At 70.4% G+C, this 25,154-nt stretch carries 13 protein-coding genes and 1 tRNA gene; 13 read left to right on the forward strand and 1 reads right to left on the reverse strand.

Translation table 11 applies throughout. From position 1 onward, the window contains the following. Positions 1-239 precede the first annotated feature (239 nt). The 12 genes from OG202_RS27675 to OG202_RS27730 all read left to right on the forward strand — a co-directional run bounded on the left by OG202_RS27675 (position 240) and on the right by OG202_RS27730 (position 22,646). Positions 240-2,645, forward strand: a complete 2,406-nt coding sequence (locus OG202_RS27675) for a sodium-translocating pyrophosphatase (protein WP_327728416.1) — start codon at positions 240-242, stop codon at positions 2,643-2,645. Between the two features lie 206 nt (positions 2,646-2,851). Beyond that, positions 2,852-3,463 carry a small secreted protein gene (locus tag OG202_RS27680; RefSeq protein ID WP_326579537.1) on the forward strand — a complete coding sequence of 204 codons (612 nt, stop codon included), beginning with the start codon at positions 2,852-2,854 and terminating at the stop codon, positions 3,461-3,463. 139 nt (positions 3,464-3,602) lie between these two features. Beyond that, on the forward strand, positions 3,603-5,135 hold the full coding sequence (locus OG202_RS27685) for a class I SAM-dependent methyltransferase (RefSeq protein ID WP_327728415.1): 1,533 nt from the start codon (positions 3,603-3,605) through the stop codon (positions 5,133-5,135). A 386-nt stretch (positions 5,136-5,521) separates the two neighbouring features. Beyond that, positions 5,522-7,879: a serine/threonine-protein kinase gene (locus OG202_RS27690; RefSeq protein WP_328223773.1), complete on the forward strand. Its 2,358-nt coding sequence runs from the start codon at positions 5,522-5,524 to the stop codon at positions 7,877-7,879. Between the two features lie 107 nt (positions 7,880-7,986). Next, the gene (locus OG202_RS27695) at positions 7,987-8,184 is read left to right on the forward strand and encodes a hypothetical protein (protein WP_326579531.1); all 198 of its coding nucleotides are present in this window, start codon (positions 7,987-7,989) and stop codon (positions 8,182-8,184) included. Positions 8,185-8,491: 307 nt separating this feature from the next. After that, positions 8,492-11,347 carry a type I DNA topoisomerase gene (gene topA / locus OG202_RS27700; protein WP_328223774.1) on the forward strand — a complete coding sequence of 952 codons (2,856 nt, stop codon included), beginning with the start codon at positions 8,492-8,494 and terminating at the stop codon, positions 11,345-11,347. Between the two features lie 212 nt (positions 11,348-11,559). Beyond that, on the forward strand, positions 11,560-14,862 hold the full coding sequence (gene tmk, locus OG202_RS27705; RefSeq protein WP_328223775.1) for a dTMP kinase: 3,303 nt from the start codon (positions 11,560-11,562) through the stop codon (positions 14,860-14,862). Between the two features lie 777 nt (positions 14,863-15,639). Then, on the forward strand, positions 15,640-16,845 hold the full coding sequence (locus OG202_RS27710) for a DNA polymerase III subunit delta' (protein ID WP_326579525.1): 1,206 nt from the start codon (positions 15,640-15,642) through the stop codon (positions 16,843-16,845). 157 nt (positions 16,846-17,002) lie between these two features. Beyond that, the gene (locus OG202_RS27715) at positions 17,003-18,613 is read left to right on the forward strand and encodes an alpha/beta hydrolase (protein ID WP_327728412.1); all 1,611 of its coding nucleotides are present in this window, start codon (positions 17,003-17,005) and stop codon (positions 18,611-18,613) included. Positions 18,614-18,736: 123 nt separating this feature from the next. Next, a tRNA-Thr gene (locus OG202_RS27720) sits at positions 18,737-18,810 on the forward strand. Positions 18,811-19,746: 936 nt separating this feature from the next. Then, positions 19,747-21,624: a hypothetical protein gene (locus tag OG202_RS27725; protein ID WP_328223776.1), complete on the forward strand. Its 1,878-nt coding sequence runs from the start codon at positions 19,747-19,749 to the stop codon at positions 21,622-21,624. A gap of 206 nt (positions 21,625-21,830) precedes the next feature. Beyond that, on the forward strand, positions 21,831-22,646 hold the full coding sequence (locus OG202_RS27730) for an IS5 family transposase (RefSeq protein ID WP_326584653.1): 816 nt from the start codon (positions 21,831-21,833) through the stop codon (positions 22,644-22,646). Here the strand turns inward: OG202_RS27730 and OG202_RS27735 are convergent. Next, a complete protein-coding gene (locus tag OG202_RS27735; RefSeq protein ID WP_319073433.1) occupies positions 22,618-23,088 on the reverse strand; it encodes a hypothetical protein in 471 nt (156 codons plus the stop codon). The genes OG202_RS27730 and OG202_RS27735 overlap by 29 nt on opposite strands. A 113-nt stretch (positions 23,089-23,201) precedes the next feature. Between OG202_RS27735 and OG202_RS27740 the strand changes: the two genes are divergently transcribed. Continuing rightward, the gene (locus OG202_RS27740; protein WP_328223777.1) at positions 23,202-24,992 is read left to right on the forward strand and encodes a LamG domain-containing protein; all 1,791 of its coding nucleotides are present in this window, start codon (positions 23,202-23,204) and stop codon (positions 24,990-24,992) included. Positions 24,993-25,154 lie beyond the last annotated feature (162 nt).

A 25,154-nucleotide genomic window follows, 5' to 3' on the forward strand; every position in this document is an offset into this window, starting at 1 on the left:
GATCACCGTCCATCGGACCACCGGAATTCGTGAAGGAATTCACGATCAATCGCGCGATAATTTGATCAAGCGTCAATGCCTTTGAGGCGTTACTTCTTTCGAGTAATGTGTCCGTGCGTGGATCATTTGCTGAGAAGCATGTGAAGGCCAATTCCGTTTGCCGTGCACTGTTTTGATCAGGTTCCGCTCCCTACAATCCGTCCACATCTTGAGCTCAGCCCAAGCGTCAAGGAGGACGAATGGCGGGGCTTTCTACCCCTCAAAGGTTTGACCACACCGCGAACTTCGCAGCCGCGGTGCTGACCGACGACAACCGGATCATCATCATGGTGATCGGCGTCGTGGCACTGGCCGCGCTCGCCGTCGCCGGGGTCCTGGTGCGCCAGGTGCTCGCGGCGGGCGAGGGCACCGAGAGCATGAAGAAGATCGCGACGGCGATCCAGGAAGGTGCGAACGCCTACCTGGCACGGCAGTTGCGCACGCTCGGCGTATTCGCCGTCGTCGTGTTCTTCCTGCTCATGCTGCTGCCCGCGGACGACTGGAATCAGCGCGCCGGACGGTCGGTGTTCTTCTTGATCGGCGCGGCGTTCTCGGCGGCCACCGGTTATATCGGTATGTGGCTCGCCGTGCGCAGCAACGTGCGCGTCGCCGCGGCGGCCCGGGAAGCGACACCGGCGGAAGGAGAGCCCGAAAAAGATCTCACCGCCGTCTCGCACAAGGCGATGAAGATCGCATTTCGCACCGGCGGCGTCGTCGGCATGTTCACGGTGGGGCTCGGCCTCCTCGGCGCGTCCTGCGTGGTCCTCGTGTACGCGGCCGACGCGCCGAAGGTGCTGGAGGGCTTCGGCCTCGGGGCCGCGCTCATCGCCATGTTCATGCGGGTCGGCGGCGGCATCTTCACCAAGGCCGCCGACGTCGGCGCCGACCTGGTCGGCAAGGTCGAGCAGGGCATTCCGGAGGACGATCCGCGCAATGCCGCGACCATCGCCGACAACGTGGGCGACAACGTCGGCGACTGCGCGGGCATGGCGGCCGACCTCTTCGAGTCGTACGCCGTCACGCTCGTCGCCGCGTTGATCCTCGGCAAGGCGGCGTTCGGCGACGCCGGGCTCGCGTTCCCGCTGATCGTGCCCGCGATCGGCGTACTCACCGCGATGATCGGTATCTTCGCGGTGGCACCCCGTCGCACCGACCGCAGCGGCATGTCCGCCATCAACCGCGGTTTCTTCATCTCCGCGGTGGTCTCGCTGGTACTGGTCGCCATCGCCGTCTACGCCTACCTGCCGTCGTCGTACGCCGACCTCGAAGGCGTCACGGACACGGCGATCCAGGGCCATGCCGGCGATCCGCGGTTCCTCGCGGTCGTCGCGGTGGCCATCGGCATCGTGCTGGCCGCGCTGATCCAGCAACTGACCGGCTACTTCACCGAGACCACCCGGCGTCCCGTACGGGACATCGGCAAGAGCTCGCTGACCGGCGCGGCCACCGTCGTCCTCGCCGGTATCTCCATCGGTCTCGAATCGGCCGTCTACACCGCCCTGTTGATCGGCCTCGGCGTGTACGGGGCGTTCCTGCTCGGCGGTACGTCGATCATGCTCGCGCTGTTCGCGGTGGCGCTGGCCGGCACCGGTCTGCTCACCACGGTCGGCGTCATCGTCGCCATGGACACGTTCGGGCCGGTCTCCGACAACGCGCAGGGCATCGCCGAGATGTCCGGCGACGTCGAGGGCGCGGGCGCGCAGGTGCTCACCGACCTGGACGCCGTCGGCAACACCACCAAGGCCATCACCAAGGGCATCGCCATCGCCACGGCCGTCCTCGCGGCCGCCGCGCTCTTCGGCTCGTACCGCGACGCGATCCTCACGGCCGCGAACGACGTCGGCGAGAAGGTCTCCGGCGAAGACGCGCCGATGAACCTGATGATGGACATCTCGCAGCCCAACAACCTCGTCGGGCTCATCGCGGGCGCCGCGGTCGTCTTCCTCTTCTCGGGGCTGGCGATCAACGCGGTCTCGCGGTCGGCGGGCGCGGTGGTCTACGAGGTGCGGCGGCAGTTCCGCGAGCACCCCGGGATCATGGACTACAGCGAGAAGCCCGAGTACGGCCGGGTCGTCGACATCTGCACCAAGGACGCCCTGCGAGAGCTGGCCACGCCCGGTCTGCTCGCCGTCATGGCGCCCATCGCGATCGGGTTCACGCTCGGGGTCGGAGCGCTCGGCGCGTACCTCGCCGGGGCGATCGGCACCGGGACGCTGATGGCGGTGTTCCTCGCCAACTCCGGTGGCGCGTGGGACAACGCCAAGAAGCTCGTCGAGGACGGTCATCACGGTGGCAAGGGCAGCGAGGCCCATGCCGCGACCGTCATCGGTGACACGGTGGGCGACCCGTTCAAGGACACCGCGGGACCGGCCATCAACCCGCTGCTGAAGGTGATGAACCTCGTCGCGCTGCTCATCGCGCCCGCGGTCGTCCAGTTCAGCTACGGCGAGGACAAGAGCGTCGGGTTGCGCGTCGCGATCGCCGTGGCCTCGATCGCCGTGATCGTCGGGGCGGTGTACGTGTCCAAGCGGCGCGGGATCGCCGTGGGTGACGAAGACAACTCCGAGCGGGTGGCCAAGTCGGCGGATCCAGCGGTGGTTTCGTAGGCGGTCTTACGGCCGGGCCTGCGAGGGTCCAGCTCAAGGGGCGGGCGGGCGGCGCGTGTTGACGCGCCGCCCGCCCGCCCTCGTATGTGCCGACGGTCTCCGTGAGCCTTCTCTCTCTTGGTGCAAACGGTTACAAAAGGGTGCACTGGGGGTGCTCGGCACACAGGTGTCGCCCATGTGCCGTGTATGTTCCGGGGCCGAGAGCCATGGAAGGGACCAATCCGGTGAACAAGAAGCTCGCGGCCGCACTGTCCGGCGGTGCGGTACTGGTACTGGCGCTGTCCGGCTGCAGCGGCGACGACGAGACGAACGACAAGCTGAACTCCTGGGCCAAGGAGGTCTGCGACTCCGTGCAGCCGCAGATCAAGAAGATCGCGGCGGCCAACGCCTCGATCCAGCAGGAGACCTCGGACGACAGCGCACCGGCGGACGTGCAGAAGGCCGACTCCCAGGGCTTCCAGGACATCTCCGACGCGTACAAGGCGATGGCGACGGCCATTCAGAAGGCCGGGGCGCCGGATGTCGAGGACGGCGCGAAGAAGCAGAAGGCCGCGGTCGCCGAGCTGAACCAGCTGTCGACGGCGTACGGCGAGCTGAAGAAGAAGTCGGACGCGCTGAACACGAAGGACCAGGCGAAGTTCGCGGACGGGCTCGAAGGGGTTGCCACCGAGCTGGAGAAGCTGAGCAAGACCGGGAGTGACGCGCTGAAGGAGCTGGAGAAGGGGGAGGTCGGGCAGGCGATGGCCGAGCAGAAGAGCTGCACGTCCGCGACCACCCCCGGGTCGGCGTCCGCGCCGGCTTCTTCGACCAAGAGCTGAGCGGGGTTTCGCCGGGCGGCGGGTGACTGGGCCGTCGGTCCGGCGTCCGGCGTCCGGCGCTGGGCGGGGATGGTCGTTGCCCTGCGGCGCGGTTGTCCGCAGCCGAGTGGGGTCACCCCGCGCGGCTACGCTGAGCGGTGTGAGTGACTCCAGGTTGTCTTCGCTGCCCTCTGTTGACCGGTCCGATGTCGCTGTGCGGCTGCGGGAGGCGCTGATCGGTGCCGAATTCACCGCTGATGGGCTGCTCGAGCTGCTCGGCGCCTCCGCGTACGCGGCGCTGGCGCGGAGTGAGGTCGTGCCGGCGCTGAGGGCGACGCGCGGGGAGACGGCGCTGGAGGCGCTGGTGCGGCTGTTTCTGTTGCAGCAGCCGGTCGCAGGCGCGCGCGTGGACGGTGTGCTGCCCCTCGACGCGTGCGTGGAGAGCGGGTGGCTCCTTCGCGTCGGTGAGGACGGGGACGAGGTCGCCGCCGCCGTCGATGTGCGGCCGTACGGCGGGCCCGACGGTGAGGACTGGTTCATCGTGTCCGACCTGGGGTGCGCGGTCGGTGGGGCCGGGGGGATCGGGAGCCGGGACGAGGGTGTCGTGCTGGGGGTGGGCGGGGCGTCCACGACCCTCGCCGGGATCACCGTGCGGACGGCCGTCGGATCCGCCCTCGATCTGGGGACCGGCTCCGGCATCCAGGCGCTGCACGCCGCGCACCACGCCACGCGCGTGACGGCGACCGACCTCAACCCGCGCGCGCTGCACATCACGGCGCTCACGCTGGCGCTCTCCGGAGCACCGGCGGCCGATCTGCGCCAGGGCTCGCTCTTCGAGCCGGTCCGGTCGGACGAGACGTACGACCTCATCGTGTCCAATCCGCCGTTCGTGATCTCGCCCGGCGCCCGGCTGACGTATCGCGACGGCGGGATGGCGGGGGACGACCTCTGCCGCACGCTCGTTTCGCAGGCGGGGGAGCGGCTGAACGAGGGCGGGTTCGCGCAGTTCCTCGCCAACTGGCAGCACGTGGAGGGGGAGGACTGGCAGGAGCGGCTCAGGTCGTGGGTGCCGCGCGGGTGCGACGCGTGGATCGTCCAGCGGGAGGTCCAGGACGTCACGCAGTACGCGGAGTTGTGGCTGCGGGACGCGGGTGACCACCGCGGTGACGTGGCCGAGTACCGGGCGCGGTACGACGCCTGGCTCGACGAGTTCGAGGCGCGGAAGGTGAAGGGCGTCGGGTTCGGGTGGATCACGCTGCGGAAGTCGGCCGCCGCGGACTCCGAGCCCTCGATCACCGTCGAGGAGTGGCCGCATCCGGTCGAACAACCGCTCGGCGAGACCGTGCGGCAGCACTTCGCGCGCGTCGACTACCTGCGGGCGAACGACGACGCGGCGCTTCTCACCGCGCACTTCCGGCTCACCGCCGAGGTCGTCCAGGAGCAGGTCGGGCTGCCCGGCGCCGAGGACCCCGAGCATGTGGTGCTGCGTCAGAACCGGGGCATGCGCCGGGCCACGAAGGTGGACACGGTCGGCGCGGGATTCGCCGGTGTGTGCGACGGCAGGCTCAGCGCGGGGCGGATTCTGGACGCCATCGCCCAGCTCGTCGGCGAGGACCCCGTCGCTCTGCGGGACCGTACGCCGGTCCAGATCCGGCTCCTCGTCGAACAGGGGTTCCTCGAACCGGCTCCGTGAGCGGCTGATGCCGACCTGAGCGGCCGTGCCGACCTGAGCGGCCGTGCCGAACGAGCGGCCGTGCCGAACGAGCGGCCGTGCCGACGTGAGGGGCCGGCCCGGAGAGCGGTTCCCAGCACCCGGCACCCGGTGAGAAAGCCGCGCCAGGGCTTCGTGCCCGGTGACGATTTCCGTACCGTCCGGTGACGGTCCTGGTACCCCGTGCGGCGCCCGTCCCCGTGACGTGCGGGGCGTGTTCGTACTCCTGGGGCGCAAGTGTCCCCTCTGCCTGGATTGGTCCGTAAAAGGGCTCCTGTCAGTGGTGCGTGCGAAGCTATTTTCAAGAGACGGATGCGACGTGTCCTCGGGGGAGGCACGCGCTGTCTCTGGGGGATCGGGGGATCGCGATGGCGGGGGCTTCGCCGGAGCAGGGCCAGGGAAGGACCATCAACGGCCGGTACCGACTGCTGCGCACCCTGGGCGCCGGCGGCATGGGCCGGGTCTGGCTCGCGTACGACGAGGAGTTGGCCTGCGAGGTCTCCATGAAGGAGATCTCCCTGCCCGACGTTCCGACGGACGCGACCGAGCCCGCCCAGCGCATCGCCCGGGCCCGCAGCGAGGCCCGGCACGCCGCGCGGCTGCGCGGCCATCCGCATGTGGCCACGGTCCACGACGTGGTGATCCACGACGGCCTGCCGTGGATCGTCATGGAGTACGTGCCGGACGCGATCGACCTCCAGGCGGTCGTACGGCAGCGGGGGCCGCTCCCGCCCGAGCAGGTCGCCCGGATCGGGATCGCCGTCCTCGACGCGCTCACGGCGGGGCACCGGATCGGCATACTCCACCGGGATGTGAAACCGGCCAACATCCTGCTGGCCGCCGACGCCTCGGGCGACCCCTACGCCCGCGTGCTGCTCACCGACTACGGCATCGCGCTCCAGCCGGAGTCCCGCGAGCCCCGGCTCACCGCCACCGCCGGCATCCTCGGCACGCCCGGGTATCTGGCGCCCGAGCGGGCGCGGGGCGAGCCGCCGACACCGGCCGCCGACCTGTTCTCGCTCGGCGCCACGCTGTACGCCGCGGTCGAGGGGCGCGGGCCCTTCGACCGCCACGGCGAGTACGCGACGCTCACGGCGCTGCTCGGCGAGGAGCCGACGCCGCCCGTCCGCGCCGGGGAACTGGCCTCCGTTCTGCACGGCCTGCTCATCAAGGACCCGGTGCGCCGGCTGTCACCGGAGGCGGTGGCGCGCGGCCTGGAGCGGGTCGCCGACGCGGGCGGCGCAGCCACCCCGCCGGGCTGGGGAGCCACCCCCGCTTCGGCGCCCGGCGGCTTCGGACCGGCTCCAGGCACTCCTGCCACGCCCGGTACGCCCGGCGGTCACGCGAGCGCCGGTGCGCCACCGGGATACGTGGGGAGCGCGCCGCCCGGGTACGTGGCCGCCGGGCAGCACGGTCTGGGAGGCACGCCGAACACGCCGGGCGCACCCCACACGCCGTACGCACCGCACACTCCGGGGGCCCCGCACACACCCGGTGCACCCTCCGCGCCGAACACCCCGAACACCCCGGCGGGCGGCCCGCCCACGCCGGGCGGGCCGTCACCGTACGACCTGTGGCAGCAGGGGCAGCAGGGGCAGCAGCCTCGGAGTCCCTACGACAGCTACAACCCGTACGGGGGCGGCCCGTCCACGCCCTATGGAGGCACACCGGGCGGCCGGCCCACGCCGTACGGCGGCGGTCAGGCGTCGGCGTACAGCGGCACCGTGGGCAGTCAGTCGCTGCCGTACGCGGCCAACCCGTCGACGCCGTACGGGGGCGGCGGGGCTCAACCGCCGGGGTACGCCGGGCTCCCGACCCTCACGGCCGGGGGCCCGCCGCCCGGCGCGCCGAAGCGGAAGATGCCCGCGGCGGCGATCCTCGCGATCGTGGTCGCCGTGCTGCTGGTGGCGGGCGGCGGGACCTGGGCCGCGGTGAACCTGACGGGCGGTCCGGACCCCAAGCCCTCCGACACCCCGGAGGTGCTCGTGTCGCCGCCGGGGTCGGAGTATCCCTACGGCGAGCAGGCGGCCCTCAAGAAGGCGCTGGAGGTGGGGGACTGCGTCAAGGCGGTCTGGACGGGGACGGCCTTCAAGTCGGTGCCCGACCTCGGCGTGGTGGACTGCGACGAGGACTGGCCGGACGGCCAGGTGGTGGCGGTGGAGACGGCGTCGGACCACGCGGACGCCAGGGCCGACGGATCGCGGCGCTGCGCGGGCCAGGCCGGCCGGTTGGCCGAGGCCCTGCCCGACGCGGGGGTCTACGCGCTCGTCCCGACGAAGGAGGGCTTCACCGCGGCCAAGGGCGGTACGGCATGTCTCGTACTCGGCCGGCATGTCCCGATCGGCGGCGAGGTGGGCCGACTCCGTGACGTGGGCATGAATCTGTGGCCCACTCAGATGGCCGTCGGCGACTGCTGGGACTACACCACCAGGGACGAGGGGTACGACGCCCCGCTGACCGACTGTGCCGAAGCGCACACCGACCAGGTCGTCGGCTCGGTCCAGGCGCCCGCCAACATGACCTTCGACGGAGCCCTCGCCGAAGGGGGAAAGCTGTGCACCAACAGGTTCGAGACGAGTTGGGCCCCCGGCGCTGACCTGATCGTGTCGGGATGGGTGTCCGACGAAGAGGAATGGAAGAAAGGCTTCAGCAAGGTGGTGTGCACGGTGCGCAACGCCGATGTGTCGAAGACGACCGGGAAGATACCCACGCCCGGCTCGGTCTGAGGCCCCGGCCGCGCCCGGACGCCTCGCGTTCACCTCAGGTTCGCACGCCCGCTTCCCGTCCGTGCCAGCCTCCCGTCCCGGGGAACCGAGGGGTGGGAGGACGGGACATGGAGAGCGGACCGGCGATCTTCGTGGGAGTGGTGTTCGCCCTGTTCGGGGGCGGGCTGCTGCTGTGGACCGCGAGGCGGCTGCGCCAGGGCGAGCCGGTCGCCCAAGGGGTGCGTCCCGTGATGTCGGCGACGTTCGCGAGCGTCACGGCGGTCACCGCCCTCGCGCTCGGCGCGTGGTGCTTCACACGGATCTGAGCGGGCCGGGGGAGCCGGGGCCGGAGAGCCTGCGGGTAACCGGGATGTGACGCTCCGCATCGGCCCGAACGGATCGCTGAAGACGCCGGGCGGCAGGAATGGCGGTAGTCGGGTTACCGTTCGAGTGGCCGTTGCGGGCTTTTCCCGTTTGACACGGGGGCGGGATGTACCGTCACACTCCGCAGCGTCAGCATGACCCGACCCCGGGCCGACCGCCGAGCCCCGTGCGAGGCAACGGCTTCCGGGGGCGCCCGCCCCGGGAAGCAAGCCTGGGGAAACCCAGCGTCGACCGGAGAGAAGAGCGAAGTTGTCCCCGACCAGCGAGACCGCGAAGGGCGGCCGCCGACTCGTCATCGTCGAGTCGCCTGCCAAGGCGAAGACGATCAAGGGCTATCTCGGCCCCGGCTACATCGTCGAGGCGAGCGTGGGGCACATCCGCGACCTTCCCAACGGCGCCGCGGAGGTGCCCGAGCAGTACACCGGCGAGGTGCGCCGGCTCGGCGTGGACGTCGAGCACGACTTCGCGCCCATCTATGTGGTCAACGCGGACAAGAAGGCCCAGGTCAGGAAGCTCAAGGATCTGCTGAAGGAATCCGACGAGCTCTTCCTCGCCACCGATGAGGACCGCGAGGGCGAGGCCATCGCCTGGCACCTCCAGGAGGTGCTCAAGCCCAAGGTCCCGGTCAAGCGGATGGTCTTCCACGAGATCACCAAGGCCGCGATCCAGGCCGCCGTCGCCAACCCGCGCGAGCTGAACCAGAAGCTGGTCGACGCCCAGGAGACCCGCCGCATCCTCGACCGCCTCTACGGCTACGAGGTCTCGCCGGTCCTGTGGAAGAAGGTCATGCCGCGGCTGTCGGCGGGCCGCGTCCAGTCCGTCGCCACCCGGCTCGTCGTGGAGCGGGAGCGCGAGCGGATCGCCTTCCGCTCGGCCGAGTACTGGGACCTGACCGGCACCTTCGCGACCGGCCGCGCCGGCGACGCCTCCGACCCGTCGGCGCTGGTCGCCCGCCTGCAGTCCGTCGACGGCCGCCGCGTCGCCCAGGGCCGCGACTTCGACTCCGTCGGGCAGCTCAAGGGCGCGAACATCCTGCACCTGGACGAGGGAGACGCCCGCGCGCTGGCCGCCGCCCTGGAGAACACCCGCTTCTCGGTCCGCTCCGTCGAGTCCAAGCCGTACCGCCGCTCGCCGTACGCCCCCTTCCGTACGACCACGCTCCAGCAGGAGGCCTCGCGCAAGCTCGGCTTCGGGGCCAAGGCGACGATGCAGGTGGCGCAGAAGCTGTACGAGAACGGCTTCATCACCTATATGCGTACGGACTCCACGACGCTCAGCGAGACCGCCGTCGCCGCCGCCCGCGCCCAGGTCACCCAGCTGTACGGCGCCGACTACCTGCCGGCGCAGCCGCGCACGTACGCCGGGAAGGTCAAGAACGCGCAGGAGGCGCACGAGGCGATCCGTCCCTCGGGCGATCGTTTCCGCACGCCCGCCGAGACCGGCCTGACCGGCGACCAGTTCAAGCTCTACGAGCTGATCTGGAAGCGGACGGTCGCCTCCCAGATGAAGGACGCGACGGGCAACAGCGTCACGGTGAAGATCGGTGGCACCGCCTCCGACGGCCGGGACGCCGAGTTCAGCGCCTCCGGCAAGACGATCACGTTCCACGGCTTCCTCAAGGCCTACGTCGAGGGCGCCGACGACCCGAACGCCGAGCTGGACGACCGCGAGCGCAGGCTGCCGCAGGTCGCCGAGGGGGACGCGCTCTCCGCCCAGGAGATCACGGTCGACGGGCACGCCACCAAGCCCCCGGCCCGCTACACCGAGGCGTCGCTGGTCAAGGAGCTCGAAGAGCGCGAGATCGGTCGCCCGTCGACGTACGCGTCGATCATCGGCACGATCCTCGACCGGGGATACGTCTTCAAGAAGGGCACGGCCCTGGTGCCGTCCTTCCTGAGCTTCGCCGTGGTCAATCTGCTGGAGAAGCACTTCGGGCGGCTCGTCGACTACGACTTCACCGCCAAGATGGAGGACGACCTCGACCGCATCGCGCGCGGTGAGGCCCAGGCGGTGCCGTGGCTCAAGCGGTTCTACTTCGGCGAGAGCACGGGTGCGAACGGCACGGCGGCCGAGGCCGGCAACGGTGACGGGGACCACCTCGGCGGTCTGAAGGAACTGGTCACCGACCTGGGCGCGATCGACGCCCGCGAGGTCTCGTCGTTCCCCGTAGGCGACGGCATCATGCTGCGCGTCGGCCGCTACGGCCCGTACGTCGAGCGCGGCGAGAAGGACTCCGAGGGGCACCAGCGGGCGGACGTGCCCGAGGACCTGGCCCCGGACGAGCTGAGCATCGAGCTCGCGGAGGAGCTGCTCGCCAAGCCGAGCGGTGACTTCGAGCTCGGTGCCGACCCGGCGACGGGTCACCAGATCATCGCCCGGGACGGCCGCTACGGCCCGTACGTCACCGAGGTGCTCCCCGAGGGCACCCCGAAGACCGGCAAGAACGCGGTCAAGCCGCGCACGGCCTCGCTGTTCAAGTCGATGTCGTTGGACACGGTGACGCTGGCCGACGCGCTGAAGCTGATGTCGCTGCCGCGGATCGTCGGCGCCGACGCCGAGGGGCAGGAGATCACCGCGCAGAACGGCCGCTACGGGCCGTATCTGAAGAAGGGCACGGACTCGCGGTCGCTGCAGACCGAGGACCAGCTCTTCACGATCACCCTCGAAGAGGCGCTGGCGATCTATGCCCAGCCCAAGCAGCGCGGGCGGGCCGCCGCCAAGCCGCCGCTGAAGGAGCTGGGCGAGGACCCGGTCAGCGCGAAGCCGGTCGTGGTGAAGGACGGCCGCTTCGGGCCGTACGTCACCGACGGCGAGACCAACGCGACGCTGCGGTCCGGGGACAGCGTGGAGACGATCACGCCCGAGCGTGGGTTCGAGCTGCTCGCGGAGAAGCGGGCGAAGGCTCCCGCCAAGAAGACGGCCAAGAAGGCGCCCGCGAAGAAGACGGCGAAGACGGCGACGAAGGCCGCCGCGAAGAAGGCCGCGCCGGCCAAGAAGACCGCCGCGAAGAAGACGGCGACTTCGAAGACCGCCGCGGCCAAGAAGGCGGCTCCTGCGAAGAAGGTGGCCGCGAAGAAGGCGACGGCGGCTGGGGAAGGCTCCTAGTAGCTCGGGGGTGCGGGTGCTCTCGCGGCTGCTGGTTGGTTGTGGCTGGTCGCGCAGTGCCCCGTGCCCCTTGCTCGGCCGCACTTCGACGTGGCTGAAATCTTCGCCCTGGATTTGCTGAATGTGTGCGGGTTTTGTGTGACTTCGTGGTGCGGCGTGCGTGCGTTCGGGCGCTGCTTCGGAGTGTCGGTGGGTGCCGATAGGCTGAAAGCATGATGCGAGCCGAGCAGCCTACGGCCCACAACCCGGCCTCCGATGACGCCCTGGCGGCCGATTCCAGGGAGCGCGCCGTGCGGGCGCTCCTGCGCAGGCCGCAGCTGAAACGGTTGTGGAGCGCACAACTCGTGGGCGGTGTGGGCGATGTCCTCGCGCTGTTCGTGCTGGTGCTCCTCGCCTTCCAGGCGGCGATCGCCGAGGGCTCCTTCGGGGGCGGATACCGGGGCGTCGCCCTGACGGTCGCGGCCGTCTTCGGTACACGCGCCCTCGCGACACTGCTCTTCGGGGCCGTACTCCTCGGGCCGCTCACGTCGCTGACCGCGCAGGAGGGCCCGCTCGACCGCCGCTGGACCATGGTCGGCGCGGACGGGCTGCGGGTCCTGCTGCTGATCGTCGCGCCCCTGTGGATCGACTGGACGCCGGACAACGCGCTCGCGGTGCTGCTGGTCACCGCGTTCGTGGCCGGTGTCGCCGAGCGGTTCTGGACGGTCTGCCGGGAGAGCGCGGCGCCCGCGCTGCTGCCCGCGCCGCCGCCGGAGGGCGCGACCGTACGGCCGCTGCCGGACCACATGGACGCGCTGCGGCGCCTGGCGCTGCGTACCGGATTCGTGGCCGTGCCCCTCGCGGCCGCCGTTCTCGTCGTCGCCGCGCTGCTCAACAATCTGCTGGGCGCGGGCATCGACTGGTTCGGGCAGCACCAGGCCGCGCTCGCCTCGTACGTCGCCGCCGGGCTCTTCGCCGCCTCGCTGTCCCTGGTGACCTTCCTCGAACTGCCCAAGACACGCACCCCGCGCGCGCGGTCGCCGCTCGAGGGGCTGCGCCGGCCCAAGACCGGCACCGGTGTGGACAAGGGGCGTACGGGTGCGATCCCGCTCCTGGTGCCCGCGTGCGGGGCTGTCGCCGGAGCGGTCGCCGCCGCTGTCGCCGTGGCCGTGCTGCATGCCAAGGACCTGGGCGGCGGGCCGGTGATGTACGGGCTGTTCGTCGCCGCGCTGACGGGCGGTGTGGTCGTCGGGATCCGTCGGGCGCCGTCCGTGCTGCCCTCGCTGTCACGGCGCCGGCTGCTCGCTCTCGCGATCGCCTTCACCGGCGTCGCGCTGCTCGCCGCCGGGCTGACCCCGGACGTCACGAGCGTGCTGCTGATCCTGGGGCTGGCCGGCGTCGGTGCGGGAATCGCCGCGAACACCGGGCACACGCTGCTCGACCAGGAGGCCGAGGACTTCCGGCGGGCGCGGACCACCGAGCATCTGCACGCCGTCGTACGGGTGTTCGTGGCGCTGGCGGTGCTCGTCGCTCCGCTGGTCGCCGCGGTCATCGGGCCGCACCGGCTGGAGAGCGGCAAGTTCGTGTTCGCGCACGGCGGTGCGGCCTTCACGTTGATGCTGGTGGGAGCGTTGCTGCTGCCGGTGGCCGCGTGGGTGCTCGCCAAGGCCGACGACCGGTCCGGGGTCCCGCTTCGGCAGGATCTGCGGGATGCCTTGCTGGGGGGCGACGATCCCGTTCAGGCTCCCGCCGAGACCGGGTTCTTCATCGCCCTGGAGGGCGGCGACGGGGCCGGGAAGTCGACCCAGGTCGAGGCGCTCGCCGAGTGGATCCGGGCCAAGGGACACGAGGTCGTGGTGACGCGGGAGCCGGGGGCCACTCCGGTGGGCAAGCGGCTGCGGTCGATTTTGCTGGATGTGTCGAGCGCCGGGTTGTCGAATCGGGCCGAGGCGCTGTTGTACGCGGCGGATCGTGCCGAGCATGTGGACACCGTGGTGCGGCCCGCGCTGGAGCGGGGCGCGGTCGTCATCTCGGATCGGTACATCGATTCGTCCGTGGCCTATCAGGGGGCCGGGCGGGACCTTTCTCCCACGGAGATCGCTCGGATCTCGCGGTGGGCGACCGATGGGCTCGTGCCGCATCTGACGGTGCTGCTGGACGTCTCGCCCGAGGCGGCGCGCGAGCGGTTCACCGAGGCGCCGGACCGGCTGGAGTCGGAGCCGGCGGAGTTCCACGAGCGGGTGCGTGCGGGATTCCTGACCCTCGCCGCCGCGGATGCCGGGCGGTATCTCGTCGTTGACGCCGCGCAGGACCCCGAGGCGGTCACCACTGTTGTCCGGCACCGGCTCGATGTGATGCTGCCGCTGTCCGAGGCCGAGGTGAAGGCGCAGGAGGAGGCCCGGCGCAAGGCCGAGGAGGAAGCGCGGCGCAAGGCCGAGGAAGAGGCCGCGCGGAAGGCCGAGGAAGAGCGGCTGGAGCGGGAGCGTCAGGAGGAACTCGCGCGGCTGCGGGCCGAGGAGGAGGAGCGCAAGCGGCGCGAGCTGGAGGAGGCTCAGCGGCGCGAGGCGGAGCGGCAGGCGGAGGAGGCCCGGCAGCGGGCCGAGGAAGCGCGTCGCCGTGCCGAGGAGGAGCAGGCGCGGCTCCTCGCGGAGGAGAAGGCCCGGGCCGAGCAGGAGGAACGGCGGCGGGTCGAGGAGGAACGGCGTCGTCAGCAGGCCGCGGAGGAGCAGCGGTTGCGGGCGGAGGCGGAGGCCCTGCGCCTGGAGAAGCAGCGGAAGGCCGAGGAGGCGTTGCTCCGGGCCGAGGAGGCTCGGAGGGTGGCCGCCGCGGCGGAGGCCGAGCGGGCGGCCGCGATTGCGGCGGAGGCTGAGAGGGCGGCGGCTGAGCGGGCGGCCGCGGCGGCGGCTGAGGCGGAGCGCGCCGCCGAGGCTGAGCGGGGTGCGGAAGCCGAGCGGGGAGCTCGGGCCGAGGCTGCGCGGAGCGGTAGGGCTGCGCGGGGTGGGCCTTCGACGGCTGACGACGCGGCGACTGTGACGACGCCGTTCGTGACGCCGACGAACGCGTCGGGCGGGCCTGTGGATGAGACGGCTGTGCTTCCGCCGGTGCGGGCGGATGGGCCGGGTGGGGCTGGTTCGTCGGGTTCGCCCCGTGGGGCGGGTGCGGACTCGGAGACGACGGCGAAGTTGCCGAAGCCGCCGGTGCCGTCCTCGGGGGCGGCTCCGGAGGATGAGACCACGGTGTTGCCGCAGGTGCCTTCGGGGGCGGCCGATGAGACGGCCGTGCTGCCGCCGGTGCGTGAGGACCGGGTGCCGCCGGGGTACTTCCGCGACGAGCGCTCCGGGCCGGACGGGGCGGAGGGCCGGACACGGGAGCTTCCGCAGGTCGATGAGGAGGGGACGCCGCGGCGGCGGCCTCGGTCGGACTGGGCCGAGGAGACGCCGTTGGACGATCTTCCTACGCTCGCGGACGAGCTGTTGGGCCCGCACGGCGAGGACGACACCGATGGCAGGCGGGGCTGGGGGCGGCGCCGCCGCTGAGTTGGCGGGAGCCGGGCGGTGGGCGGCCGGGTTCGCGTGCGGTGGGTGGGTCGGCTGGGGGCGGGTGCCCCGGTGGTGAGGTGAGTCGGCGTCGCGTGCCGGTCGTGGGTCGGGTCGGGGCTGTACTCGTACGCGTCAGCCTGTTGCTTGGTGCGGTGCGCCCTCGGTGGTGGGCCGGGCCGGGCCGGGGTGGGGCCGTGCCGGTGGCACGGCCCCTTTTGCGTGTGGGCGGCGCGGCGCGGCGGGGCGAACGACGGCGGCGCGGGTCGCGGCCCCGCATGCTGGTGCCGTCCGAGTCTCGGGCGGCGGATCTGCCGCCGGATGACTACCGATGACTACCGATGCCACCGCTCTGTCCGACGGCCCGGACTGTGCGCGGCTCAGGCTCTGTCCGGCGGCCCGGATGGTGCGCGGCTCAGGCTCTGTCCGGCGGCCCGGATGGTGCGCGGCTCAGGCTCCGTCCGGCCGCTTCCTGTACTCAGCTGCGGGCAGTCGTAGTCGTGCCATCGGGGAGGCACGGGAGGGCGCAGCGGCACCCCTGGGCGCGCCGGTAAGCGGAACGGTCGTCCCCTCGACGTCGCCTTTCGTCCAAGCCTTCACCGCATTCCGAGTCCCCCAACCCCCTTGGCTCCCGTTCTCCCCGGTTCTCGGCGGGCCCGGTGTGGCGGGCAGGGACGCGGGCCGGGTGGGGCCAGGAGGCACGGGGCGGGGTTGGTTGTCGGTGGGGGCGCGCACAATGGGGGACCGAGAGGCTTTGTGGGACGGAGGCGGTGCGGCGTGGCCGTGTGGGACGACCTGGTGGGGCAGGAGCGGCTGATCGGGCAGCTTGACGCGGCCGCTCGGGACGCGGACGGGATCGTCACGGCGGCGGAGCAGGGGATCGCGCCTCCGGAGGCGTCGAAGATGACGCATGCGTGGCTGTTCACCGGGCCGCCGGGGGCGGGGCGGACGACGGCGGCGCGGGCGTTCGCGGCGGCGTTGCAGTGCGTGAGTCCCGACCGGGCGCTCGGGGGGAGCCCGGGATGCGGGTTCTGTGACGGGTGTCATACGGCGCTCGTGGGGACGCACGCGGATGTCAGCACGGTGGCGGCGGTGGGCGCGCAGATCCTCGCCGATGACATGCGGGACACGGTGCGGAAGTCGTTCACGTCGCCGGCGACCGGGCGCTGGCAGGTGATTCTCGTCGAGGACGCCGAGCGGTTGAACGAGAAGTCGGCGAACGCGGTGTTGAAGGCGGTGGAGGAACCCGCCCCGAGGACGGTATGGCTGCTGTGCGCGCCCTCGCTGGAGGACGTGCTGCCGACCATTCGGTCCCGGTGCCGGCATGTCGGGCTGCTCACGCCGTCGGTGGACGCGGTGGCGGACATGCTCGTACGGCGGGAGGGGATCGAGCCGGGGGCGGCCGCGCTGGCTGCCCGGGCCACTCAGGGACACATCGAGCGGGCGCGGCGGCTGGCCACCGATCCGCGGGCCCGGGAGCGGCGGGCCGCCGTGCTGAAGCTGCCGTTGCGGGTCGATGACATCGGGGGGTGTCTCAGGGCCGCGCAGGAGCTGGTGGACGCGGCGTCGGAGGAGTCGAAGCAGCTTGCCGAGGAGGTCGACACCAAGGAGACCGAGGAGCTGAAGACGGCGATGGGCGCGGTGCAGGGCGGGCGTATGCCGCGCGGTACGGCGGGGGTGATGAAGGACCTGGAGGACAAGCAGAAGCGGCGGCGCACGCGGGCGCAGCGGGACAGCCTGGACGTGGCTCTGACCGAGCTCACCGGGTTCTACCGGGACGTGCTGGCCCTGCAGTTGGGGGCACGGGTCGCGCTCGCCAACGTCGAGGTGCAGGACGCCCTGGAGCGGATGGCGCGGGGCGGCACGCCGGAGTCGACGTTGCGGCGGATCGACGCGGTCGCGGCCTGCCGGGAGGCGCTGGACCGGAATGTGTCGCCCTTGCTGGCCGTGGAGGCGATGACGATGGCCCTGCGGGCCGGGTGAGCCGCTCGGAGAGTGGGTGGGTGGGTGGGTGGGCCGCTCGGAGTGGGGGGCGGTGGGCGGCGGGGGCGGGTGGCGCGTTCGGTTGACTCCGTCACTCGTACGAGGAGCATTCGTCGCCGTTCGTGATCGATTGGGTGCTTCTGGTTACGCTCGCGAGATGCACACCAGGCGTACTTCTCGGCCGAACCGGTCCCTGCGGGTCGGCGGCGCGTTGCTCGCTGCCGCCGCGCTGCTCGTCGCGGGCTGCTCCTCCGGCGCTTCCAGTACGGCGGCCGGTACGGCGGCCAGAGCGGTGGACGGCACGGTGGACGGGGGGCCCGTCCTCGGCGCGCTGCCGCGTGCGACCCCGTCGGTGCTGGCCCCGTACTACGAGCAGAAGCTGAGCTGGCGCACCTGCGAGATCCCCGGTTTCCAGTGCGCCACGATGAAGGCCCCCCTCGACTACGCGAAGCCGAGCGAGGGCGACATCAAGCTGGCCGTCTCGCGGAGGAAGGCGACCGGCCCTGGTGAGCGGCTCGGCTCGCTGCTGGTCAACCCGGGCGGGCCGGGCGGGTCGGCGGTCGGCTATGTGCAGAGGTACGCCGGCATCGGCTACCCGGCCAAGGTGCGGGCGCGGTACGACATGGTGGCCGTCGACCCCCGGGGCGTGGCCGGCAGTGAGCCGGTGGAGTGTCTCACCGGGCGCCAGATGGACAGGTACACGCAGACGGATCTCACCCCGGACGACAGGGGGGAGACGGCTGAACTGGCCACCGCGTACAAGCGGTTCGCAGAGGGGTGCGGGGCGCGTGCGCCGAAGCTGCTGCGGCATGTCTCCACCGTCGAGGCGGCCCGGGACATGGACGTCCTGCGGGCCGTACTGGGCGACGAGAAGCTGACGTACGTCGGAGCCTCGTACGGGACGTTCCTCGGCGCGACGTACGCGGGGCTGTTCCCCGAGCGGGTCGGCCGGCTGGTGCTGGACGGCGCGCTGGACCCGTCGCTGCCCGCCCACCGGCTCAACCAGGAGCAGACGGCGGGCTTCGAGACCGCCTTCCAGTCCTTCGCGAAGGACTGTGTGAGGCGGAAGGACTGCGCGCTGGGGAGCACGCCCGCGCAGGTCGCCGAGAATCTGCGCGGGCTCTTCGAGCGGCTGGACGTGCGGCCGCTGCCGACCGGTGACGCCGACGGGCGACGGCTCGGCGAGTCCCTGGCCACGACGGGCGTGATCGCGGCGATGTACGACGAGGGTGCCTGGCCCCAACTGCGCCAGGCACTCACCGAGGCGGTCAGGAAGAACGACGGCGCCGGCCTGCTGGCCCTCTCGGACAGCTACTTCGAACGCGACCCCGACGGCACCTACTCCAACCTGATGTACGCCAACGCCGCCGTGAACTGCCTCGACCTCCCGGCCGCCTATGACACCCCCGAGGAGGTCGAACGGGCCCTGCCCGCGTTCGAGAAGACCTCCCCGGTCTTCGGCCGGGCCCTCGCGTGGGCCTCCCTGAACTGCGCGTACTGGCCGGTGAAGCCGACGGGCGCGCCACACCGTATCGAGGCCAGGGGAGCCGCCCCGATCGTGGTCGTCGGCACCACCCGCGACCCCGCCACCCCCTACCGCTGGGCCCAGGCCCTCGCCTCCCAGCTTTCCTCCGCCCGCCTCCTCACCTACGACGGCGACGGCCACACCGCCTACGGCCGCGGCAGCTCCTGCGTCGACTCCGCGATCAACGCCTACCTCCTGCGCGGCACACCCCCGACCGACGGAAAGCGCTGCTCAGCGTCCTGATCGCCGGCCTGGGCGATGACCGCCCGGGCCCGCCCCCGGGGTGCTCCGGCCCTTGGTTCGGAGCACCCCGGAAAATGTGTAGACTTACCGTCGTTGCCGATCGCACCATAGTGCGGACAGCACGCCGCCTTAGCTCAGATGGCCAGAGCAACGCACTCGTAATGCGTAGGTCTCGGGTTCGAATCCCGAAGGCGGCTCTATGGTGAACCCCAGGTCAGGCCTTTGACCTGGGGTTTTCTGTTTTCGTTGACCTTGGATATCCGACGAATCGGGCACTGCTGGTCTGCGCATCGAAATGCGTAGGTCTCCGGTTCACAGCTTGTATCCGTTTTTCGGTGCGCCGCTGTGACCTGCGAGTTCATGGTCTTGAGGGCTTCTGCATCGAATTTCGGAGTGATCGCCGGTGGCCATCCGGTGGCCATTTGTGCAGCGTGCGTGCAGGGAGCATCCGATCTCGGCACCGCAGGTGCTGTCCCAGGTGCCCCTTCTTTTGTGCGGTCTGCATAGTGCAGAGACTTGCCGTGGAGTCCTCAGCCCGGTGTGAAGTGGCCCGAACTGGAGCCGTGCCCCGGCGTACGCGATCCCGATCTCCTGCAGGTCAAGAACGGCACCGGCACCGGTTCCGGCCCGCGGAACACCCAGGGGCGCGATGGCCAGGTCGGCGCATGACGGGCCGTCATCGCGTAGCCGAGCACGCTACGGGAGGAGGACAGGTCGATGACCGTCGCCAAGCTCAGCTTGCCCTCGCTGGCTCGGCCACCGGCCAGTCCTACGACGGCGACCTGTTGCGCGCGTCTGCGACACCCAGCTGCGCAACGTCCTCGGGTGGAGGCCCAGATCCTCAGCCACTTCCGGGTTTGGCTTACCGGTCTCCGCCGCGATTCCACACCGCGCCCTGGCGGAACTCGGCGTCGTAGATGCGCTTCCTGGATGCCATGACCCCAACTATCCCGCCGGTCACGGTCTCCACGATAGGAGGGGGGCCCGGGGTGAGTGGTGGCTGCTTGCCAGGCGGCGCGCCGTAAGCGGAGTGTGAGATGACCGTCACCGAGCACTCTTGGTAAAGATCTCCTCACCAGCTACCCTCCCTTCGTTCAACAAATAATCAAAAAATAAAGAACGCAGGGGGGAAGGTGCGACCAACCAGTCGCAACAGAGCCGTGCGCGGGGCGATGACCGTCGCCTCGGCCGTGCTGGTACTAGCGGGCGGCTTACAGGCCGTCCCGGTCCAGGCGGCGGGCATGGACACGGGGGGTTCTAGCACTCCGGCTGACGAGGGGGCGCGGGGCAAGGAGTTCTGGGAGGACGACGCGCTTCCGGCCGCCACACCCGAGCAACGGGCCTCCAAGAAGGCCGTCGCCTCCGGCAAAAGCGTGGAGATCGGCGAGTTGACGTCGTCGACCAGCCGGGTGGTAGCCAATCCCGACGGGACATTCACCGCCGAAACGGCGGCCTCGCCCGAGCGGGTTCTCAAGGCCGGTGAGTGGACGGATGTCGACACCACGCTCGTCACCCGGCCGGACGGCGGCCTCGCGCCGCGCGCCGCCGAGGACATCCGTTTCTCCGGCGGCGGTACCGGCGAACCGCTGGCCCGGATGGTGACGGCCGGCAAGAAGTACGCGGTGTCGTCCCCGTGGGCGCTGCCGAAGCCGGAGGTCGACGGTTCGTCGGCCGTGTACCGGTCGGTGCTTCCCGACGTGGACCTCGCTGTGCAGGCCCACCCGGACGGATTTACGTACCACTTGGTGGTCCACAGCCGCGAGGCCGCCGCCAACCCGGCCCTGGAGAAGGTGAGTTTCCCGGTCGAGGCCAAGGGGCTGTCCGTGCGCACGGACGACTCCGGCGCGGCCACCTTTGTGGATGGTTCGGGACATGCCGTGATCTCCAGTGGATCGGCTCTTATGTGGGACGCAGGCACGACCACAGCGAAGGTCGGCAGTGCGGCGCAGAGCGCCTCCACGGTTTCCGGGTTCGCCGCGGAGAGCGCAGCCGACACCCTCGGCGCGAGTCCCCGGTCGCGTACGGCTGTCATGGACACAGACGTCACCAACGACGCCCTCTCCATCGTTCCGGATCAGGACTTCCTTGCCAGCAGCGCGACTGCGTACCCCGTCGTTCTCGATCCACCGGCGGTCAAAGCGACCCTGACAGGGTGGACGGCTCTGTGGTCCAACTCGCCGGGCACCAGCCTCTGGAAGACCAAGCACGCGCTGGGCGTGGGCTATGACGCGTTTGTGGACAACAAGAAGTCGCGTTCGCTCTTCCAGTTCGACACCCGGAGGGTGGCTGGCAAGAAGATCGTGAACGCGACCTTCACGCCGTATGCGATCTGGTCGGCGAACTGTGTGAAGCATGACGTCGACCTCTATCGCACGAGCCAGATCTTCTCCTCGACGACGTGGAACAAGCCGCCGAAGTGGCTTGCGAAGGTCGACACGGTCTCCGCTGCCAAGGGCCACTCCTCCGACTGTCCGGACGGGGACATCGAGTTCGACGCCACGGCGGCCGTCGCGCACACCGCGAAGGCGAAGGACACTCTCACCACGCTTGGACTGCGGGCCGACGAGGACGATCCGATCGCGTGGAAGCAGTTCCTGTCTCCGCTGGACCCCGACGCCACGTCCTCCCGGAAGCCCCGGCTGTCGATCACCTACGTGACTCCGCCGAACAGCAAGCCCTCTTCGGTGAAGATGTCCGATCCCAAGGTCTCCTGCTCGGCTTCTTCCGCCCCGGCACAGATTCGGGACACCACTCCGCGGTTGACCGCGACACCGACATCAAGCGATGCCTCCAACGCCTCGCTGCGCCCCAACTTCGAGTTGTACAAGGGCAGCAGCACCACGGAGACCTCGCTGAAGCCGTCCACATGGACGGACAGCGGCACGGCCGGAACAGTGGTCACGGCCGCCTTGGACCAAGCTGTCACCTACAAGTTCCGCGCCCGTACTGAGACGCCATCCGCTTATCGATCACGGAGTTGGCCTGCTCGAACAGGGTTCCTGATCGGGTGATCGCGCGAGAGTCGGCGCATGACAGCAGGGCCTCTTGGTAGCTCGGGGGTGCGAACCAAACCAAGCACCAGGAGGCCCTGTTGCCGCAGTCTTTCGCGCTCGCGTGCGTGGAGTCCAACTCGCCTTCCCTGTCGTGTGACTGCCTCGCGCACAGGTTCGGCAACGCGGCAGACCGGCCGGACCGCACTGCGTGCTACGCCTCCGACATGACGGAGGCGGAGTGGCAGGTCATCCGGGCAGTGCTGCCGGTTCCGGCCTGGCTGGAGGGCCGGGGCGGGCGGCCGGAGGGCTTCTGCCACCGGCAGATGATCGACGCGGTCCGCTATGTGGCCGACAACGGCGTCAAGTGGGTCAACCTGCCTGCGGACTTCCCGCCGTATCGGCGGGTGCATGCTTTCGCCCGCCGCTGGCAGATCACGGGTCTGCTCGCCGAGCTCCACGACCGGCTGCGCGACAAGGTCCGCCAGAAGGAAGGCCGCACGGTGGATCCGACTGCTGCCATCGTGGACTCACAGTCGGTGCGGGCAGCGGCGAACATCCCGCGCTCCACCTCCGGCTGGGACGGCGGGAAGAAGGTGGGCGGCCGCAAGCGGCACCTGGTGGTGGACTGCCTCGGCATGGTCCTGGCCGTGGCTGTGACCGCGGCGAGCGTGCAGGACCGCGACGCCGCCGTCCCCCTGCTCGAGCGGCTTCGGAAGATGTACTTCTCCATCCGCCTGGTGTGGGCGGACGGCGGCTATGCCGGGCGCCTGGTCGACTGGGCAGCCGAGAAACTCCAGCTCACCCTCGACATCGTCAAACGCACCGACGACACCACCGGGTTCGTGGTGCTGCCCCGCAGGTGGGTGGTGGAAAGAACGCTGAGCTGGCTGATGCGCTCACGTCGTCTGGCGCGTGACTACGAGACGCTGCCCGCCATGCACGAGGCCATGGTGCTGTGGTCGATGACCATGCTTATGAGCGGCCGCCTGGCCGGACGCCGCCCAGGTGCTTTCAGCCGGCCGGCCCTTCGAGCGCGGTGAACACCCCCGGCCGCACCTGGAGGGCCCACCCTCGCTCCACCAGGCGTTTCGCCTTCGACCGCAGTCCCTCGACCTTCGCCGGGACCGCCTGAAGGCCGAGGGCCACGGCCAGCTGCTGGCAGCGCATCCCCTCTCGGCCCGCCTCCGACTCCAGCACCGACACGATCTGCTGATAATCCGGCGCGAGTACCGACGCCGCCATGCCGTCGATCCGGTGCGGCACCGGTGAACCCGCCATGGCGCCCCGCACCGGCTCCGCGACTGCCGAAGACGGCTCGGCCAGCACCTCGGCCACCGTCGCCCGGGCATCCACCAGCCGCTGAAGGGCTCCTTCCGCCTCACCGAGCGCGGCCTGCACCTGCTCGGCCTCCTCCCGCAACCGCGCGATCTCTTCCCGAACTCTCTTCTCCCGGGCTTCCAGCAGACCGAGCACCGACGGCACCAGCCACCACCTCCACGAGCCAGACGAGCGGACGAACCACGCTCATCTCTCCCGCTACCAACCGGAGTTCATGCCCACCCATCCCGGACCAACGCAACACGTTCGGAAAGCGGATGGCGTCTGAGTACAAGTACACGTGGCAGGGTGACACCCACTCTCTGTTCGGGCCCTGGTCGAGCTACTGCTACTTCAGGGTGGACTCCAAGGGGCCGCCGGTCCCGAAGGTGTCCTCGACCGTGTACAAGGAGTGCGGCGGCACGGTCTGTGAGGCCGCCGACCCGGAACTGGGCAGCGTCGGCATGACTGCTGGATTCAAGATCGACGCGGGTGCCAGTGACGTGCGCCGTTACGACTGGTGGCTCAACGGGGCGAAGCTCGGCAGCAAGACGTTCACGGCCAACACCTCGACGTACGGGATCGAGGCGGCGCCCGACAAACGGCTGACCAACACCCTGCGGGTGCAGACCTACGACGGGGCGGGGAACCCGAGCGCCCACTACGACTACCTGTTCAAGGTGGCAAAGGGATCTGATCCCGTGGCGAGCTGGAAACTGGACGACGGCAGCGGCGCCACTGCTGCCGACAGTTCGGGCAAGAACCGGCCGCTGGCACTGACCTCAGCGTCCTGGACGGACAAGGCCCGGCTCGGTGGCGGCTTGCGAGCCAACGGCACAAGCAGTGCGGGCTCCAGTACATCAGTTCTGGACACCACCAACAGCTTCACCGTCTCCGCCTGGGCCCGGCTGACCGCGAAGGATCACATCTCCACCGTGGTCTCACAGAGCGGTTCCCGCGTTGGCACCTTCCAGATCTACTACTCGCAGACGTATGACCGTTGGATCTTCAACCGGTACTCGGCCGACAACGATGATCCGACGATCGTCCGCGCGGTGGCCAAGAAGCCGCCGGTTGTGGGTGCGTGGACCCATCTGATGGGTGTGTACGACCACAACAAGAAGCAGATCCGTCTGTATGTCAACGGACAGCTCCAGGCGGCCACGGAGTTCACCACACCGTGGGCGGCGAAGGGCTCCTTCGAGGTCGGCCGTATGAAGGGATCGGGTACGTACACGGACTACTTTGAGGGTGACCTGGACCAGGTCCAGGTCTGGGACCGTGTGGTCTTCGAGAACGAGATGTGGTCGATTGCCAACACCCTGAACCCGGCGACCGGCAGGACAGAGCCCGCGCTCCTCGCCAACTGGGGCTTCGACGAGGCATCCGGCGCCACGGCGGCGGACGCCACCGGCCGGGGCAACCCGCTCCAACTCCAGACGGGCGCAGCCTTCGCCGCAACTGAGGATCCGGCCCACGGCAACGTCCTGGAACTCGACGCCGAGAAACTGGGCAGGGCCACCTCCACCGTCTCACTGGACGAGTCCGGCAGCTTCAGTCTGGCCGGCTGGGTCAACCTGGCCGCTCAGTCGAAGCTCGACGACACCACCGTCGCGCATTCCCCGAGCGTCTTCTCGCACCCGGGCGCCGAGCGGAACTCGTTGCGCCTCTGGTACCGCCAAGAGGCGGGCCAGGTCATCGGTGACTGGAACTTCGGACGGTACGAGACGGACGTTCTGGGCGGCCCCGCCGTCGCGGCTGTCTCGGACGAGGTCAACTCGCCCGGTGGCTGGGTGCACGTCGTCGCCGTCTTCGACTCGGTGAACAAGTCCATCCATCTCTATGTGTCCGGGCAACGACAGGGCGACGAGGACGGCGTCCTGAGCGAGGAAGCCTTCCAGCCCACAGGCCCTCTGATGGTCGGCGGCGCACGCCGTCACGACAACGGAGAGTGGGGCAACGCCCTGCCCGGCCAGCTCGACGACCTACGTGTGTACGCCGGTGTCCTGTCCGACGACGAGATCACGCAGCTCGCGACGGTTGACGAGCCGCCCGTTCCGGTCGAGTAACCCCTCCCTTCCTCCTCTCCAGAGGCGTACCGGGCCACGGGCCCGGTACGCCCTCACAACTCAGAATCCAGGAGCACCCCCCAAGTGTTGTCCAGGAACAGCTCACTGCTGCCCAAAAGATGGGCATGGAGCAGAGCGAGCCGGCATCGTCTGGCCGCCGTT

Source organism: Streptomyces sp. NBC_00310 (assembly GCF_036208085.1).
Lineage (GTDB): Bacteria > Actinomycetota > Actinomycetes > Streptomycetales > Streptomycetaceae > Streptomyces.

Coding starts and splice junctions, on each gene's coding strand:
- OG202_RS27740 (WP_328223777.1), top strand. CDS start 23,202: ATGGCGTCTGAGTACAAGTACACGTGGCAGGGTGACACCCACTCTCTG.
- OG202_RS27675 (WP_327728416.1), top strand. CDS start 240: ATGGCGGGGCTTTCTACCCCTCAAAGGTTTGACCACACCGCGAACTTC.
- OG202_RS27690 (WP_328223773.1), top strand. CDS start 5,522: ATGGCGGGGGCTTCGCCGGAGCAGGGCCAGGGAAGGACCATCAACGGC.
- OG202_RS27730 (WP_326584653.1), top strand. CDS start 21,831: ATGACGGAGGCGGAGTGGCAGGTCATCCGGGCAGTGCTGCCGGTTCCG.
- OG202_RS27695 (WP_326579531.1), top strand. CDS start 7,987: ATGGAGAGCGGACCGGCGATCTTCGTGGGAGTGGTGTTCGCCCTGTTC.
- OG202_RS27680 (WP_326579537.1), top strand. CDS start 2,852: ATGGAAGGGACCAATCCGGTGAACAAGAAGCTCGCGGCCGCACTGTCC.
- OG202_RS27715 (WP_327728412.1), top strand. CDS start 17,003: ATGCACACCAGGCGTACTTCTCGGCCGAACCGGTCCCTGCGGGTCGGC.
- tmk (WP_328223775.1), top strand. CDS start 11,560: ATGATGCGAGCCGAGCAGCCTACGGCCCACAACCCGGCCTCCGATGAC.